The sequence below is a fragment of the Stutzerimonas urumqiensis genome (genome assembly GCF_003640395.1).
Lineage (GTDB): Bacteria > Pseudomonadota > Gammaproteobacteria > Pseudomonadales > Pseudomonadaceae > Stutzerimonas > Stutzerimonas urumqiensis.
This window is the reverse complement of the sequence record NZ_RBZQ01000004.1, coordinates 196127-210676: the sequence shown is the minus strand read 5'-3', so window position 1 is coordinate 210676 and position 14550 is coordinate 196127. Positions and strand designations below refer to the sequence as shown.

The window sequence follows — 14550 nt, the reverse complement described above, 5'->3', positions numbered from 1 at the left end:
TGTTTTCTGGCGCATGGCATTGCACGTACGGTCACGCGCGCGACGGACTCCACCGCTGCGTGCGAATGCCGCCGTTGCGACCCGACGGCGGCGCGCCCAGGCTCGGGTGCCCGCAGTACCCCGGGCAGCCCGCTAACGACACGCACCCAACAGGGTGCCCAAGAACAATAGGAACGCACATGGAAGCCCTCAATAACCTAGTCAACAGCGTCAACGGCCTCGTCTGGGGACCGCCCATGCTGGTGCTCATCCTGGGTACCGGCTTTTTCCTGATGGTGATGCTCAAGTTCATGCCTTTGCTGCGGATCGGCACCGGCTTCGGGCTGATGTGGCGCGGGCGAGAGCCCGGCGAGGCGGAGACCGGCCAGATCAGTCCCTTCCAGGCGCTGATGACCTGCCTGGCGGCGACCGTCGGCACCGGCAACATCGCCGGCGTGGCGACGGCCGTGTTCCTCGGCGGTCCGGGCGCGCTGTTCTGGATGTGGTGCACGGCGCTGGTCGGCATGGCGACCAAGTATTGCGAAGTGGTGCTGGCGGTGCATTACCGCGAGCTCGACGGCCGTGGCGAGCATATCGGCGGCCCGATGTACGCGATCAAGAACGGGCTGGGCAAGCACTGGGCCTGGCTGGGCGTGCTGTTTGCCATCTTCGGCGGTTTCGCCGGGTTCGGCATCGGCAACATGGTGCAGGTCAACAGCATGGCCGACGCGCTGGAAACGACCTTCTCGATTCCGGGCTGGCTGACCGGCGTCGCCACGATGGTGCTGGTCGGGCTGGTGATCCTCGGTGGCATCAAGCGGATCGGCAAGGTGGCTGCCTCGTTGGTCCCGTTCATGTGCGTGGCCTACATCATCGCCTCCATCGTGGTGCTGGTGGTTTTCGCCGAAGCCATTCCCACCGCCTTCGGCCTGATCTTCGAACACGCCTTCTCACCGATCGCAGCGACCGGCGGCTTCGCGGGGGCAGCGGTGATGGCGGCGATTCGCTTCGGTGTGGCGCGCGGCATCTTCTCCAACGAGGCGGGCCTCGGGACCGCCGGCATCGCGCAGGCGGCCGGCACCACCACCAGCTCTGTGCGCTCCGGTCTGATCGGCATGCTCGGCACCTTCATCGACACCCTGATCATCTGCACCATGACGGGTCTGGCCATCATCTGCTCGGGCGTCTGGACCGGTGGCGAGAGCGGCGCGGCCCTGTCGGCAGCAGCCTTCGAGGCGGCCATGCCCGGCATCGGCGGGGCGATTCTCAGCATCGCGCTGGTGATCTTCGCCTTCACGACCATCCTCGGTTGGAGCTACTACGGCGAGCGTTGCTGGGTGTTCCTGGTCGGCACCCGTGCAATCTGGCCGTTCCGTGTGGTCTGGGTGCTCGCCGTACCCTTCGGCGCCATCGCCCAGCTGGACTTCGCCTGGCTGCTGGCGGACACGCTCAATGGCCTGATGGCGATTCCAAACCTGATCTCGCTGCTGCTGCTCAGTCCGGTGGTGGTCAAGTTGACGCGTGAATATTTCGCCGCCAACCGAGTCTGAAACACACATCCCACGCCGCGGCGCCAACCGCGGCTTTCGCACAAGGAGTCAGACATGAATGAAGTGACCCATCGCGGCAATCCCATCCAGGTGATCGGCGACTTTCCCCAGCCCGGCACACAGGCGCGCAGCTTCTGCCTGGTCGGCGCGGATCTGTCCGATATCGAGCTGAGCGCCTTTGCCGGCAAGCGCAAGGTCCTCAACATCTTTCCGAGCATCGACACCCCGACCTGCGCCACCTCCGTGCGCAAGTTCAATGCCCAGGCCGAGGGCCTGCCGAACACGGTGGTGCTGTGCATCTCCGCCGACCTGCCGTTCGCCCAGGCGCGTTTCTGCGGTGCCGAAGGGCTGAAGAACGTGGTCAACCTGTCGACCATGCGCGGCCGTGAATTCATGACCGACTACGGCGTGGCGATCGCCAGCGGCCCGTTGGCCGGCGTGGCGGCACGTGCGGTCGTGGTACTGGACGAACAGGACAAGGTGCTGCACAGCGAGCTGGTCCGCGAGATCGGCAGCGAACCGGATTACGACGCCGCGCTGAACGCGCTCAAGTGAGTCCTCGGTAAACGATACAAGCGTTCCCTGGCGTAAAAACGAAAACGCCCCGACCGGTCTTCCCGGTCGGGGCGTTTTCGTTTGCCCGGCGCCGCATTGGCTCTGGCCTGGGTGTTTCGGCCGCAGCATTTGACTGACGGCAGAAAAACAGCGGAAAGCGATCCACCGTCTATCGCAGTCAATTAGCGCGACGGGTAGCCGTTGGCTAGCGTCAACGAGGCGCAAACCCCTACAACAAAAATGATGGCCAGGCAGTGACGCTTTGGTGGCGATAAGCCAGAGATTTTTTTCTAAAGGACAAAATCTTTACACGCCGCTGGGGTCTCAATCGCCGATGCCCATTTCGGAACGGATTCGCTATGTCTACTACTGTCAAACGAGTTGGAGTTTCAGGCACCGGTATGATCGCCCACTCCTTCGTGCGGCTGATCGTCAACCATCACCCTGATTTGAAGATCGAGCGGGTTCTGACTCGACGTCCGCTCGGCAGCCTTGCCGATTTCCCGCTGGCCGGCGCGCTGACCCAGTCCATCGATGACCTGATCGCGCATTCGGACATCATCGTCGAATGCAGCGGCGACGTGTTTCACGGCACCGAGGTCATCGAGCGTGCCTTCGAGGCCGGCTTGCCGGTCGTGACGGTGAACGCCGAGCTGCAGGTCACCACCGGGTCCTATCTGGCCGGCAAGGGGCTGATCACCGAGGCCGAGGGCGATCAACCGGGCTCGCTGGCAGCGCTGCACGAGGATGCCATCCAGATGGGGTTCACCCCGCTGGTCTACGGCAACATGAAGGGCTTCCTGAACCATCACCCGACACCCGAAGACATGGCCTACTGGGCCAAGCGGCAGGGCATCAGTGTCGAGCAGACGACCTCGTTCACCGACGGCACCAAGGTGCAGATCGAGCAGGTCGTGGTGGGTAACGGGTTCGGTGCCACCATCACCCGCCAGGGCCTCGAGGGGTTGGGGTCGACCAACCTGAACGACAGCGCGAGCGTGCTCGGCATGCTGGCCGACCGTGCCGGTCAGCCGATCGTCGACTACGTGGTGCCAAGCGGTTATTCGGCGGGTGGCGTGTTCATCGTCGGGCGCCATGACGAGGAGCAGGCGCCCGCGCTCCAGTACTTCAAGCTCGGTGCCGGCCCCTATTACGTCCTGGTTCGCCCCTTCCACCTCTGCTCGCTGGAAGTGGCCAAGACCGTGCGACGCGTACTCAACGGCGGCGGTGTGCTGCTCAACAACTCGACGCGGCCGACGCTGGGGGTCGCTGCCATTGCCAAGCAGGCGATGAAGCCGGGCGACCTGATCGAACGCGGCATCGGCGGGTTCCAGTTCCGTGGCGAGGCCATCCGCCTGGCCGACCATCCGGACCATGTGCCGATCGGCCTGCTGCGCAAGACCGCACTCAAGCGGGCTGTGGAGCCGGGCCAGCTGATCACCTTCGACGACGTCGATATCCTGCCCAGCCGTGCGCTGGAGATCGTCGAGGCGCAGCGGCAAGCCCTGAAGGCATCGGTTTGCGAGGAGGACGTCCTGGGACTGGAGCCATTTCCCCTGGTTGCGGGTGCCGCGGGCTGATCGCTGAGGCAGGTGGATCGAAAAAGGCCGCTCGAATCGAGCGGCCTTTTCGTTTCAGTCATTAGTGCCAATGGCAGTGCCCGTTTCGGCACGCAACAGCTTCAGCCCTTCTTCATCGACCAATAGGCCGGGCGAAACAGGTCCCGCTCGCCAAGCGCTCCGAGCCCCAGGACGAACGCCACCAGCACCGCGCCGATGTAGAGGCAAAGCTCGATGAACCCACCGGGCTTGGGCAGGTAATGCAGAACACCGCCAACGACAGCGGCGATGCCCAGCCAGCGCGCCAGCAGCGGGAAGCCAAACCCGGCCGGCGACGTCCGGTAGACGAAAAACCCCATCAACAGCGCCTGCACGACGGCCCCAGCGGAGAACGCGATCGCCAGCCCTTCGGCGCCAAAGGGGCGCAGTAACAAGGCATCGAGCACGATGGTCAGCCCCGAGCTTGCCAGCATCACGATCAGGAACAGGCGCGCCCGATGCTGCGCCAGCAGCGCGCGTCCCCAGAGCAGGGCAAACCCCATCGCCGGCAGGCCGATACCGTAAGCCGCGACGAGCGTTGCCGTGGCGGCGGTCTGCGCGTCGCCGAATTCGCCTCGCTCGAGCAGCACCTGCACCACCGCCTCGGGAAACGAGCAGAGCACCACCGCCGCCGGTACCAGGAACAGCAGCGCCGCCAACAGGCCCTTGCGGACCGTGGCGCCATGCTCATGGTGATCGCCGCGCTCCCAGCTCTCGACGAAGCGCGGAAACAGCACCGCCAGGATCGACATCGCATAGAGCGTCAGCGGGATGGTCACGATGCGGAACGCGAACGACAGCATGGTGATGCTGCCCTCCTGCAGGAAGGAGGCGAACATGCGCTCGGCCAGGATACACGCCTGCTGCGCGCCGGCGGCGAGCAGGACGGGCGCGAAGGCCAGACCGAATTCGCCGCCGCGCCCGGCCGTGCGCACCTGATGACGGCGCCCGACATAGCCGATCCGCCGGTGCTGCACCGCGATCAGGGCCAACTGCGGCAAAAGCATGCCGACGAAGATCACCATGCCGGTAGGCTCCAGCAGCAGGATGCCGACGATGGCGCCCGCATTGAGCAGAACGGTGCGTGTCATCGGCATGACGAACACGCCTTCCATGTTCAGCAAGGCGCCTTGGCAATACAGCACCGCCTGAACGGCGATCAACAGCGTGCCGACGCAGAACACCAGTTGGCCGGCATCGACCTGCGCGGCGCTCCAGCCGGGGGCGAGCGCGCTCAACAGCCAGTAGCTGGCCGCGCTGGCGACCACGCAGACGGCCAGCCCCAGCCCCGCCACGCGCCAGTAGAGCCACGTGGCCACGGCCTGGAACAGCGACTCGGATTGCCCGCGCAGCTTCTGCAGGTAGGGAATCATGGCGTCGCGCAGGGCGAGGCCGAGGAAGTTCTCGAAGAACAGCGGCAGGATCAGCGCGACGAAGATGAGGTCCGCTTCCCAGCTCAGGCCAAATGCCTCGGCGATGAACAGGTCGCGAAGAAATCCCAGAAGAAAGCTGGCAACGGTCAATGCCAGGATGAGCAGAGAGGCGTTCATTCCTTGATCCTGTGGCGATCCTTGCGAAACCGCGCAGGCAGGCGGGCGGATCGCGATGAAGCGGCACGGCAGCGTCCGGTTGGCGTGCGTGGGCGCGTTACGACAGGCCAGGCCGGTCGACCGCAGGAATAGACTCGGGGCGAGGCGCATGGTTCCGGCCCGTCAGTGCCGGAATAGACACTCGCGGATACGTAAAAATGCCGTAAATCCCCTTTGCGCGCTGGTTGCGACTGCTTAAGGTTCACGCTCCTTTCGAAGCGATCGCCTACATGACCGACTCCGCTGCCTCCCGCTCAGGTTCCGGCATCCGCTGGATGATGATCATCGCCGTCGTGGCCGTGCTGGCCTTGCTTGCCTGGTGGCTCTGGCCCGCAAGCCCGGCGGGGCAGGGCGGAGCAGGACGCCCGGAGGGCGGTGGACCCGGCGGTCGGCCCGGTTTCGGCGAATTCGGTGGCCCCGTGCCGGTGCGCGTCGCCACGGTGGAGCGGGGCGACTTTCCGGTCTATTACAAGGCGCTCGGCACGGTCACGCCGCTCAAGACGGTGAGCGTGCGCAGCCGCGTCGATGGTCAGCTGATGGAGGTGAAATTCGACGAAGGCCAGCGTGTCGAGGCCGGCCAGTTGCTGGCGATCGTCGATCCGCGCCCCTATGAAGTGGCGCTGCGCCAGGCCGAGGGCGCTCTCCAGCAGAGTCGCGCGCAGTTGCGCAACGCCGAGGTCGACCTCGAACGCTACAAGGGCCTCTATGCGCAGGACAGCATCGCCAAGCAGACGCTCGACACCCAGCAGGCGCTGGTCGCCGAATACCGGGGCACGGTCGCGGCCAACCAGGCGGCGGTCGACGAAGCCCGCCTGAACCTGCAATTCACCGAAATCCGCGCGCCCATCGATGGACGCCTGGGGCTGCGTCAGCAGGACCCCGGCAACCTGATCACCGCCAACGGCGAGACGCCGCTGGTGGTGATCACCCAAACCCAGCCGATGGCGATCACCTTTACGCTGCCGCAGCCCGATTTGCCGCATGTGGTCTCGCGCTTTCGCCAGGGTGACGAACTGGCCGTGCAGGCCTGGGATCGCAGCGAAGAACTGCTGTTCGGCGAAGGCGTGCTGCAAAGCCTGGACAACCAGATCGACACGGCCACCGGCACGCTGAAGCTCAAGGCGCGCTTCGACAACGAAGCGGAAATGCTCATCCCCAACCAGTTCGTCAACGTTCGGCTGCGCGCCGAGGTGCTGGACGACGCGCTGCTCGTCCCGTCGGCGGCGGTGCAGTTCGGCTCGCGCGGTACCTTCGCCTACGTCGTCGATGACCAGAACAAGGTCGAGTTGCGTACGCTCGAGCTCGGGCCGGCCGAAGGTGCCACCACCGTCGTTCTGTCCGGATTGGCCGAGGGCGAGCGGGTCGTGCTCGAAGGTACCGATCGCCTGCGCGACGAGGCGGCGGTCGAAGTGGTGGAGAACATCGACGACGATCAACAGGTGGCTCCGGCCGCGACCGGTTCGCCGGGCGCGGCGACGCCCAACGCCGGTACCGGCGCTGAAAGCGGCCGCGAGGCGCAATGAACATTTCGCGGCTGTTCATCCTGCGGCCGGTAGCGACCACGCTGAGCATGGTCGCCATCCTGCTCGCCGGCCTGATCGCCTACCGCATGCTGCCGGTATCGGCGTTGCCGCAGGTCGATTACCCGACCATTCGGGTCGTCACGCTGTACCCGGGCGCCAGTCCCGAGGTGATGACCAGCGCCGTTACGGCGCCGCTCGAACGGCAACTGGGCCAGATGCCCGGACTGGAACAGATGTCCTCGACCAGCTCCGGCGGTGCGTCGGTGATCACGCTGCGGTTCTCGCTGGAGGTGGCGCTCGATGTCGCCGAGCAGGAAGTGCAGGCCGCGATCAACGCCGCGACCAACCTGCTGCCGAACGACCTGCCGAGCCCGCCGATCTACAACAAGGTCAATCCGGCCGATGCGCCGGTGATGACGCTGGCCGTGACCTCCGAGACGCTCAGCCTGACGGAACTCCACGACCTGGTGGACACCCGCATGGCGCAGAAGCTCTCGCAGATCAGCGGGGTCGGGCTGGTCAGCATCGCCGGTGGCCAGCGGCCGGCGGTACGCATCGATGTCGATACCCAGGCGCTGGCGGCGCATGACCTGTCGCTCGCCGACGTTCGCAGCCTCATTGGCGAGGCGAACGTCAACCAGCCCAAGGGCAACTTCGACGGCCCGACGCGCGTGTCGATGCTGGACGCCAACGATCAGCTCAAGACGCCCGAGGAATACGCCCAGCTCATCCTGGCCTACAACGAAGGCGCGGCCTTGCGCCTCGCGGACGTCGCGACCATCAGCACCGGGGCGGAGAACGACCGTCTTGCCGCCTGGGCCGACCAGCAGCGCGCCGTGCTGCTGAACATCCAGCGCCAGCCGGGCGCCAACGTGATCGAAGTGGTCGAACGCATCCAGGCGCTGCTGCCCGAAATCACCGCCAGCATGCCGGCCGGACTCGCCGTCAGGGTGCTGACCGATCGCACCCAGACCATCCGTGCGGCGATCACCGATGTGCAGCACGAACTGCTCCTCGCCGTCGCGCTGGTGGTGATGGTGACCTTCGTCTTCCTCAAGCGGCTCTCGGCGACGGTGATTCCCTCCATCGCGGTGCCGCTGTCCTTGATCGGCACCTTCGCGGTCATGCACCTGGCGGGCTTTTCGCTCAACAACCTCACGCTCATGGCGCTGACGATCGCGACCGGTTTCGTGGTCGACGACGCCATCGTCATGCTGGAAAACATCGCCCGCCACCTCGAAGACGGCGAAACACCGCTTCAGGCGGCGCTCAAGGGCGCGCGGCAGATCAGCTTCACCCTGGTCTCGCTGACGCTATCGCTGATCGCGGTATTGATCCCGCTCCTGTTCATGCAGGACGTGGTCGGCCGCCTGTTCCGCGAGTTCGCCATCACCCTGGCGGTCGCCATCCTCATTTCGCTGGTCGTCTCGCTCACGCTCACGCCAATGATGTGCGCACGCCTGCTGCGCCGCGAGGCGCACGACGAGGCGCGACCGGACTGGGTCCAGCGCCTGATCGCCGGCTACGGCCGCCAACTGCGGTGGGTACTGGGGCACCAGGGGTTGGTGCTGGCGGTGGCAGTCGCGACGCTCGGCCTGACCGTGCTGCTGTACCTGGCCGTGCCCAAGGGGTTCTTCCCGTTGCAGGACACGGGCGTCATTCAGGGCATCAGCGAGGCGCCGCAGTCGGTGTCCTTCGCGGCGATGAGCGAGCGCCAGCAGGCGCTGGCGAAGGTGGTGCTGGCCGACCCTGCGGTCGAGAGCCTGTCGTCCCACATCGGCATCGACGGCAGCAACGTCACGCTCAACAGCGGGCGAATGCTCATCAACCTGCTGCCCCACGCCGAGCGCGACGTCACCGCCAGCGAGGTGATCGAGCGGCTGCGACCCCAACTGGCGCAGGTGCCGGGCATCCAGCTGTACCTACAACCGGTGCAGGACCTGTCCATCGAGGATCGCGTCAGCCGGACGCAGTTCCAGTTCAGCCTCGAGTCGCCCGATCCCGATCTGCTGGAGACCTGGACGCCGCGGCTGGTCGAAGCGTTGCGCGAACGGCCCGAACTGATCGACGTCGCCAGCGACCTGCAGAGCGAGGGCCTGCAGCTGTATCTGGACATCGACCGCGACGCAGCCGCGCGGCTCGGCATCCGCATTGCCGACATCACCGATGCGCTCTACGACGCCTTCGGTCAGCGGCAGATCTCCACCATCTTCACCCAGGCCAGCCAGTACCGCGTGGTGCTGGAAGCGGAGGACCGCACCCTGATCGGCCCGCAGGCGCTCGAAGGGATCTACGTGGATTCCGAAAGCGGCGAGCCCGTGCGGCTGGCGAGCCTCGCGCGCATCGAGCAACGCACCGCGCCGCTGCTGATCAACCACATCGGCCAGTTCCCCGCGGTGACGCTGTCGTTCAACCTCGCCGAGGACGTCTCGCTCGGCGAGGCGGTCGCGGCGATCGAGCGCGTCGAACAGGAAATCGGCATGCCTGCCGGCATCCAGACGCACTTCCAGGGCGCCGCCGAAGCCTTCCGCGCCTCGCTGTCGAGCACCTTGCTGCTGATCCTGGCGGCGGTGGTGACCATGTACATCGTGCTCGGCGTGCTCTACGAGAGCTACATCCACCCGATCACCATCCTCTCGACGTTGCCCTCGGCGGCGGTCGGCGCGCTGCTGGCGCTGCTGCTGACCGGCAATGACCTGGGCCTGATCGCGGTGATCGGCATCATCCTGCTGATCGGCATCGTGAAGAAGAACGCGATCATGATGATCGACTTCGCACTGGACGCCGAGCGCAACCAGGGCCTGAACCCCGAGCAGGCGATCTACCAGGCCGCGTTGCTGCGCTTCCGGCCGATCCTGATGACGACGCTGGCCGCGCTGTTCGGCGCCATTCCCCTGATGCTCGCCACCGGCTCGGGTGCCGAGCTGCGCCAGCCGCTGGGCCTGGTGCTGGTCGGCGGCCTGTTGGCCAGCCAGTTGCTGACGCTGTTCACCACGCCGGTGATCTACCTGTTCTTCGATCGGCTTGGCAGGCGCTTCGCTCGTCGGGATAGGGCAGGCGAGGAGGCGAGCGCATGATCGCTTCGAAAAAGTGCCGGCTGGCGGTCGAACCAACGGCCCGCGGTCTGCCGCCTTCAGCGGCTTCGCCTCGATGAACCTGTCGGCCCCCTTCATCGCCCGCCCGGTGGCGACCATGCTGCTCAGCGCCGCCATCCTGCTGGTCGGCCTGCTGGGCTTTCGGCTGCTGCCGGTCGCGCCGCTGCCCAACATGGATTTCCCGGTGATCACCGTCACCGCCAGCCTGCCGGGCGCCAGCCCGGAGATCATGGCCTCAAGTATCGCGACGCCGCTGGAGCGCGCGCTCGGCACGATCGCCGGCGTCGACGAAATGACCAGCCGCAGCGCGCAGGGCAACACGCGGATCATCATCCAGTTCGATCTCGACCGTGACATCAACGGCGCGGCGCGAGACGTGCAGGCGGCGATCAATGCGTCGCGCAACCTGCTGCCCAGCGGCATGCGCAGCATGCCGAGCTACCGCAAGATCAATCCGGCGCAGGCGCCAATCATGGTGCTGTCGCTGACCTCCGACGTGCTCAGCAAGGGCCAGCTCTACGACGTCGCCTCGACCCTCCTGGCGCAGAAGCTCTCGCAGGTGCCGGGCGTCGGCGAGGTCCAGGTCGGTGGCAGCTCGCTGCCGGCGGTACGGATCGAGTTGCAGCCGCGGCAGCTGGAGCAGTACGGCGTATCGCTCGACGAGGTGCGCCAGGTCATTACCGAGGCCAACGTGCGCAGGCCCAAGGGCGCCGTCGAGACCGAGCGCCGTCACTGGCAGATCGGCGCGAACGACCAGCTCCATCAGGCCAGCGACTACGCCCCGCTGATCATCCGCCACCAGGATGGCGCCACGCTGCGCCTGCGGGACGTCGCCGAGGTGCGCGACGCCGTGGAGGATCGCTACAACGCCGGCTTCTTCAACAACGAGCCGGCCGTGCTGGTGATCATCAATCGCCAGGCCGGCGCCAATATCATCGAGACCATCGAAGGCATCCGCGCGGAGCTGCCTTCGCTGCGGGCGGTGATTCCGGCCAGCGTCGAGCTCGACGTGGCGATGGACCGCTCGCCGGTCATCCGCGCCACGCTGCACGAAGCCGAGCGCACGCTGCTTATCGCCGTCGCGCTGGTGGTGGTGCTGGTGTTCCTGTTCCTCGGCCGCCTGCGCAGCGCGATGATCCCGGCGCTGGCCGTGCCGGTCTCGCTGATCGGCACCTTCGCCGTGATGTACCTGCTGGGTTTCTCGCTCAACACCCTGTCGCTGATGGCGCTGATCCTGGCGACCGGGCTCGTGGTCGACGACGCCATCGTCGTGCTCGAGAACATCGCGCGGCACATCGACGACGGAATGAGCCCGTTGCAGGCAGCCTACCGCGGCACGCGGGAGGTCGGCTTCACGCTGCTGTCGATGAACCTGTCGCTGGTCGCGGTGTTCATCTCGATCCTGTTCATGGGCGGGATCGTCGAGCGGCTGTTCCGCGAGTTCTCCATCACGCTGGCGGCGGCCATTCTCGTGTCGCTGCTGGTGTCCCTGACGCTGACCCCCATGCTCTGCGCGCGCTGGCTCAAGCCGCACGACGCCGCCAGCGAGGGACGACTGCACCGCGTCAGCCACCGGGCGCACCAGTGGCTGCTCAGGCACTACGATCGCTCGCTGAGCTGGGCGCTGCGCCATCGACGCATCACGCTGCTGACCCTGCTGGCGACCATCGCGCTGAATATCGTGCTGTATGTCCAGGTGCCCAAGACCTTCCTGCCGCAGCAGGACACCGGCCAGCTCACCGGCTTCATCCGCGGCGACGACGGGCTGTCCTTCGAGGTCATGCAGCCGAAGATGGAAATCTACCGCCAGGCCATCCTGGCCGATCCGGCGGTCGAGAGCGTCGCCGGCTTCGTCGGGGGCGGGGGCGGCATCAACAACGCCTTCATGATCGTGCGGCTCAAGCCGCTGGACGAGCGAGACCTGTCGGCGCAGGAGGTGATCGAGCGCATCCGTCGCAACCAGCCCAAGGTACCGGGTGGGCGAATGTTCCTGATGGCCGACCAGGACCTGCAATTCGGTGGCGGACGCCAGAGCAGCTCGCAGTACGCCTACACGCTGCTGGCCGGCGACCTGAACGACCTGCGAACCTGGACGCCGCGCGTGACGCAGGCGCTGATGAAGCTGCCCGAGCTGACCAGCATCGACGCCAATGAAGGCGAGGGCGCCCAGCAGATCACCCTCGAGGTCGATCGCGACGCGGCCAAGCGGCTCGGCATCGACATGAGCACCGTGACCACGCTGCTCAACAACGCCTTCAGCCAGCGGCAGGTATCGACCATCTACGAGCGCTTGAACCAGTACCAGGTGGTGATGGAGATCGACCCGAGCTACGCCGATTACCCGACGGTCCTCGACCAGATCCACGTCATCGCCGAGGACGGCAGCCGCGTGCCGCTGTCGGCGTTCGCCCATTACGAGCGCAGCCTGGAGGAAGACCGCGTCCAGCACGACGGCCAGTTCGCCGCGGAGAACATCGATTTCGACCTGGCGCCGGACGTGACGCTGGAAGAGGCGACGCTGGCCATCGAGCGGGCCGTGGCGGCGATCGGCCTGCCGAGCGACGTGCAGGGCCGTCTCGGCGGCGCCGGCGACGCCTTCCAGCAGGCGCAGGAAAGCCAGCCATTGATGATCCTCGGCGCGCTGCTGCTGGTCTATATCGTGCTGGGCGTACTCTACGAGAGCTACATCCACCCGCTGACGATTCTGTCCACGCTGCCTTCGGCCGGCGTCGGTGCCTTGCTGGCGATCATCCTGGTCGGCGGGCAGTTCAGCCTGTTTTCGCTGCTCGGCCTGTTCCTGCTGATCGGTGTGGTGAAGAAGAACGCCATCCTCATGGTGGATCTGGCGCTGCAACTCGAGCGGGACGAAAAACTCGCACCCGAGGAATCCATCCGTCGCGCCTGCCTGCTGCGCCTGCGGCCGATCCTGATGACCACGATGGCGGCGATCCTGGGTGCCGTGCCGTTACTGATCGGCAGCGGCGAGGGCGCCGAGATGCGCCGGCCGCTCGGCCTTACCATCGTCGGCGGCCTGCTGCTCAGTCAGGTGCTGACGCTCTACACCACGCCTGTCGTTTACCTGTATTTCGATCGCTTGCGCCACCGCTTCAACCGCTGGCGCGGCGCCCGTACCGATGCCGCCCTGGACACACCGCTATGACGCCACTGCCCGTACCGATCCGAACCCTCGCGGCGCTGCTGGTCGCCACATCGCTTGGCGCCTGCACCCTGGGGCCGGACTACCAGCGACCGCAGACGCCGGTCGTCGCCGAGTTCAAGCAGGCCGAAGGCTGGAAGCCGGCGACCCCCCATGCGCTGGACAGCAGCCAGTGGTGGCTGCTCTACGATGATCCGGTACTGACCGGGCTGATCGAGCGGCTGAACGTCGACAACCAGAACCTCGCCGCCGCCGAGGCCCGCTATCGCCAGGCACGAGCGCTGGTACGCGGGGCGCGCTCGGAGCTGTTCCCGGCGGTGGGCGCCAGCGCCGGCGTGACGCGCGCGGCGCAGGGCTCGCGTACCACCAGCGTCAGCACGGGCTCCAGCGTCTCGGAAAACTACGAGCTTGGCATCAACGCCTCCTGGGAACTCGACCTCTGGGGACGGCTGCGTCGCACCCTCGAAGCGAACCGGGCCAACGCGCTCGCCAGCGAGGCAGACCTGGCCGCGGTGCGGCTGAGCCTTCAGGCCGAGCTGGCGCAGACCTACATGCAGCTGCGCGTTCTGGACGAGCAGCGCCGGCTGTTCGCCGCCACCATCGACGCCTACGAGCGCTCGCTTGAACTCACCCGGAATCAGTACCGCGCCGGTATCGCCCCCAAGTCGGACGTCACCCAGGCGGTGGCGCAGTTGCGCAGCGCACAGGCGCAGGCGGTCGATCTGCTCTGGCAGCGCGCGCAGCTGGAACATGCCATCGCCGTCCTGGTCGGCGTTCCGCCTTCGGAGCTGGACATCGCCGTGCGCGAAGACGTCCCGGAGCTGCCGGACGTTCCTCGAATCATGGCCTCCGAGCTGCTCGAACGCCGCCCGGACATCGCCACCGCCGAACAGGACGTCATCGCCGCGAACGCGCTGATCGGCGCCACCCAGGCCGCCTGGTACCCGGACCTGACGCTCTCGGCCAGCGGTGGCTACAGCAACAGCGCCGTGGCCGATCTGATCAGCGTGCCCAATCGCTTCTGGAGCCTCGGGCCGTCGATGGCGCTGACGTTGCTCGACTTCGGCGGCCGGCGGGCCGAGCTCGAGCGCGTCGAGGCGAGCTATGACGAAACCGTCGCGACCTATCGCCAGACGGTGCTGGATGCGTTTCGCGAGGTCGAGGATTACCTCGTGCAGCTGCGGGTCCTCGGCGAGGAGGCGCAGATCCAGCAGGAGGCCCTGGAGGCCGCGCAGGATTCCCTGCGCCTTATCCAGAACCAGTATCAGGCGGGGATCGTCGATTTCCTGAGCGTCGCGACCTTGCAGACCAACGCGCTGAACACCGAGCGCACCAACCTTGCGTTGCTCGGGGATCGATTGGTGACCAGCGTGCAACTGATCGCCGCGCTGGGCGGAGGCTGGCAGGTCGCCAACCTGGCCGATGGTGCGCCGGTAGCCGACGAACAGCCTCAAGCCGGCGCAGAGGCCGGCAGATAACCTCGACGAGGCTGCTCGACCACAGG

8 protein-coding genes are annotated in these 14550 nt (G+C 66.5%); 7 read left to right on the top strand and 1 reads right to left on the bottom strand.

Features of this window, described 5'->3' with window-relative positions:
- The first annotated feature begins 179 nt into the window (after nt 1-179).
- From D7325_RS09310 to D7325_RS09300, 3 genes are all read left to right on the top strand, one after another.
- The gene (locus D7325_RS09310; RefSeq protein WP_120995281.1) at nt 180-1529 is read left to right on the top strand and encodes an alanine/glycine:cation symporter family protein; all 1350 of its coding nucleotides are present in this window, start codon (nt 180-182) and stop codon (nt 1527-1529) included.
- A 54-nt stretch (nt 1530-1583) separates the two neighbouring features.
- The gene (gene tpx, locus D7325_RS09305; protein WP_120995280.1) at nt 1584-2084 is read left to right on the top strand and encodes a thiol peroxidase; all 501 of its coding nucleotides are present in this window, start codon (nt 1584-1586) and stop codon (nt 2082-2084) included.
- Nucleotides 2085-2485: 401 nt separating this feature from the next.
- The gene (locus D7325_RS09300) at nt 2486-3664 is read left to right on the top strand and encodes an NAD(P)-dependent oxidoreductase (protein WP_120995279.1); all 1179 of its coding nucleotides are present in this window, start codon (nt 2486-2488) and stop codon (nt 3662-3664) included.
- Nucleotides 3665-3765: 101 nt separating this feature from the next.
- On the opposite strand, the gene D7325_RS09295 is transcribed toward D7325_RS09300, so the two are convergent.
- Nucleotides 3766-5232 (bottom strand): lipid II flippase MurJ, encoded by a 1467-nt coding sequence (locus tag D7325_RS09295; protein WP_120995278.1) that lies wholly within the window; start codon nt 5230-5232, stop codon nt 3766-3768.
- 269 nt (nt 5233-5501) lie between these two features.
- Here D7325_RS09295 and D7325_RS09290 point away from each other — a divergent pair, with 269 nt between their 5' ends.
- The 4 genes from D7325_RS09290 to D7325_RS09275 all read left to right on the top strand — a co-directional run bounded on the left by D7325_RS09290 (nt 5502) and on the right by D7325_RS09275 (nt 14524).
- Nucleotides 5502-6794: an MdtA/MuxA family multidrug efflux RND transporter periplasmic adaptor subunit gene (locus tag D7325_RS09290; RefSeq protein WP_120995277.1), complete on the top strand. Its 1293-nt coding sequence runs from the start codon at nt 5502-5504 to the stop codon at nt 6792-6794.
- On the top strand, nt 6791-9871 hold the full coding sequence (locus tag D7325_RS09285) for an MdtB/MuxB family multidrug efflux RND transporter permease subunit (RefSeq protein ID WP_120995276.1): 3081 nt from the start codon (nt 6791-6793) through the stop codon (nt 9869-9871). Before D7325_RS09290 ends, D7325_RS09285 begins: the two co-directional genes overlap by 4 nt.
- Before the next feature lie 73 nt (nt 9872-9944).
- Nucleotides 9945-13049 carry a multidrug efflux RND transporter permease subunit gene (locus D7325_RS09280; RefSeq protein ID WP_120995565.1) on the top strand — a complete coding sequence of 1035 codons (3105 nt, stop codon included), beginning with the start codon at nt 9945-9947 and terminating at the stop codon, nt 13047-13049.
- Nucleotides 13046-14524, top strand: coding sequence for an efflux transporter outer membrane subunit (locus D7325_RS09275; protein WP_120995275.1), 1479 nt, complete (start codon nt 13046-13048; stop codon nt 14522-14524). The genes D7325_RS09280 and D7325_RS09275 overlap by 4 nt, the downstream gene beginning before the upstream one ends.
- Nucleotides 14525-14550: the final 26 nt, after the last annotated feature.

Coding starts and splice junctions, on each gene's coding strand:
- D7325_RS09310 (WP_120995281.1), top strand. CDS start 180: ATGGAAGCCCTCAATAACCTAGTCAACAGCGTCAACGGCCTCGTCTGG.
- tpx (WP_120995280.1), top strand. CDS start 1,584: ATGAATGAAGTGACCCATCGCGGCAATCCCATCCAGGTGATCGGCGAC.
- D7325_RS09300 (WP_120995279.1), top strand. CDS start 2,486: ATGATCGCCCACTCCTTCGTGCGGCTGATCGTCAACCATCACCCTGAT.
- D7325_RS09295 (WP_120995278.1), bottom strand. CDS start 5,232: ATGAACGCCTCTCTGCTCATCCTGGCATTGACCGTTGCCAGCTTTCTT.
- D7325_RS09290 (WP_120995277.1), top strand. CDS start 5,502: ATGACCGACTCCGCTGCCTCCCGCTCAGGTTCCGGCATCCGCTGGATG.
- D7325_RS09285 (WP_120995276.1), top strand. CDS start 6,791: ATGAACATTTCGCGGCTGTTCATCCTGCGGCCGGTAGCGACCACGCTG.
- D7325_RS09280 (WP_120995565.1), top strand. CDS start 9,945: ATGAACCTGTCGGCCCCCTTCATCGCCCGCCCGGTGGCGACCATGCTG.
- D7325_RS09275 (WP_120995275.1), top strand. CDS start 13,046: ATGACGCCACTGCCCGTACCGATCCGAACCCTCGCGGCGCTGCTGGTC.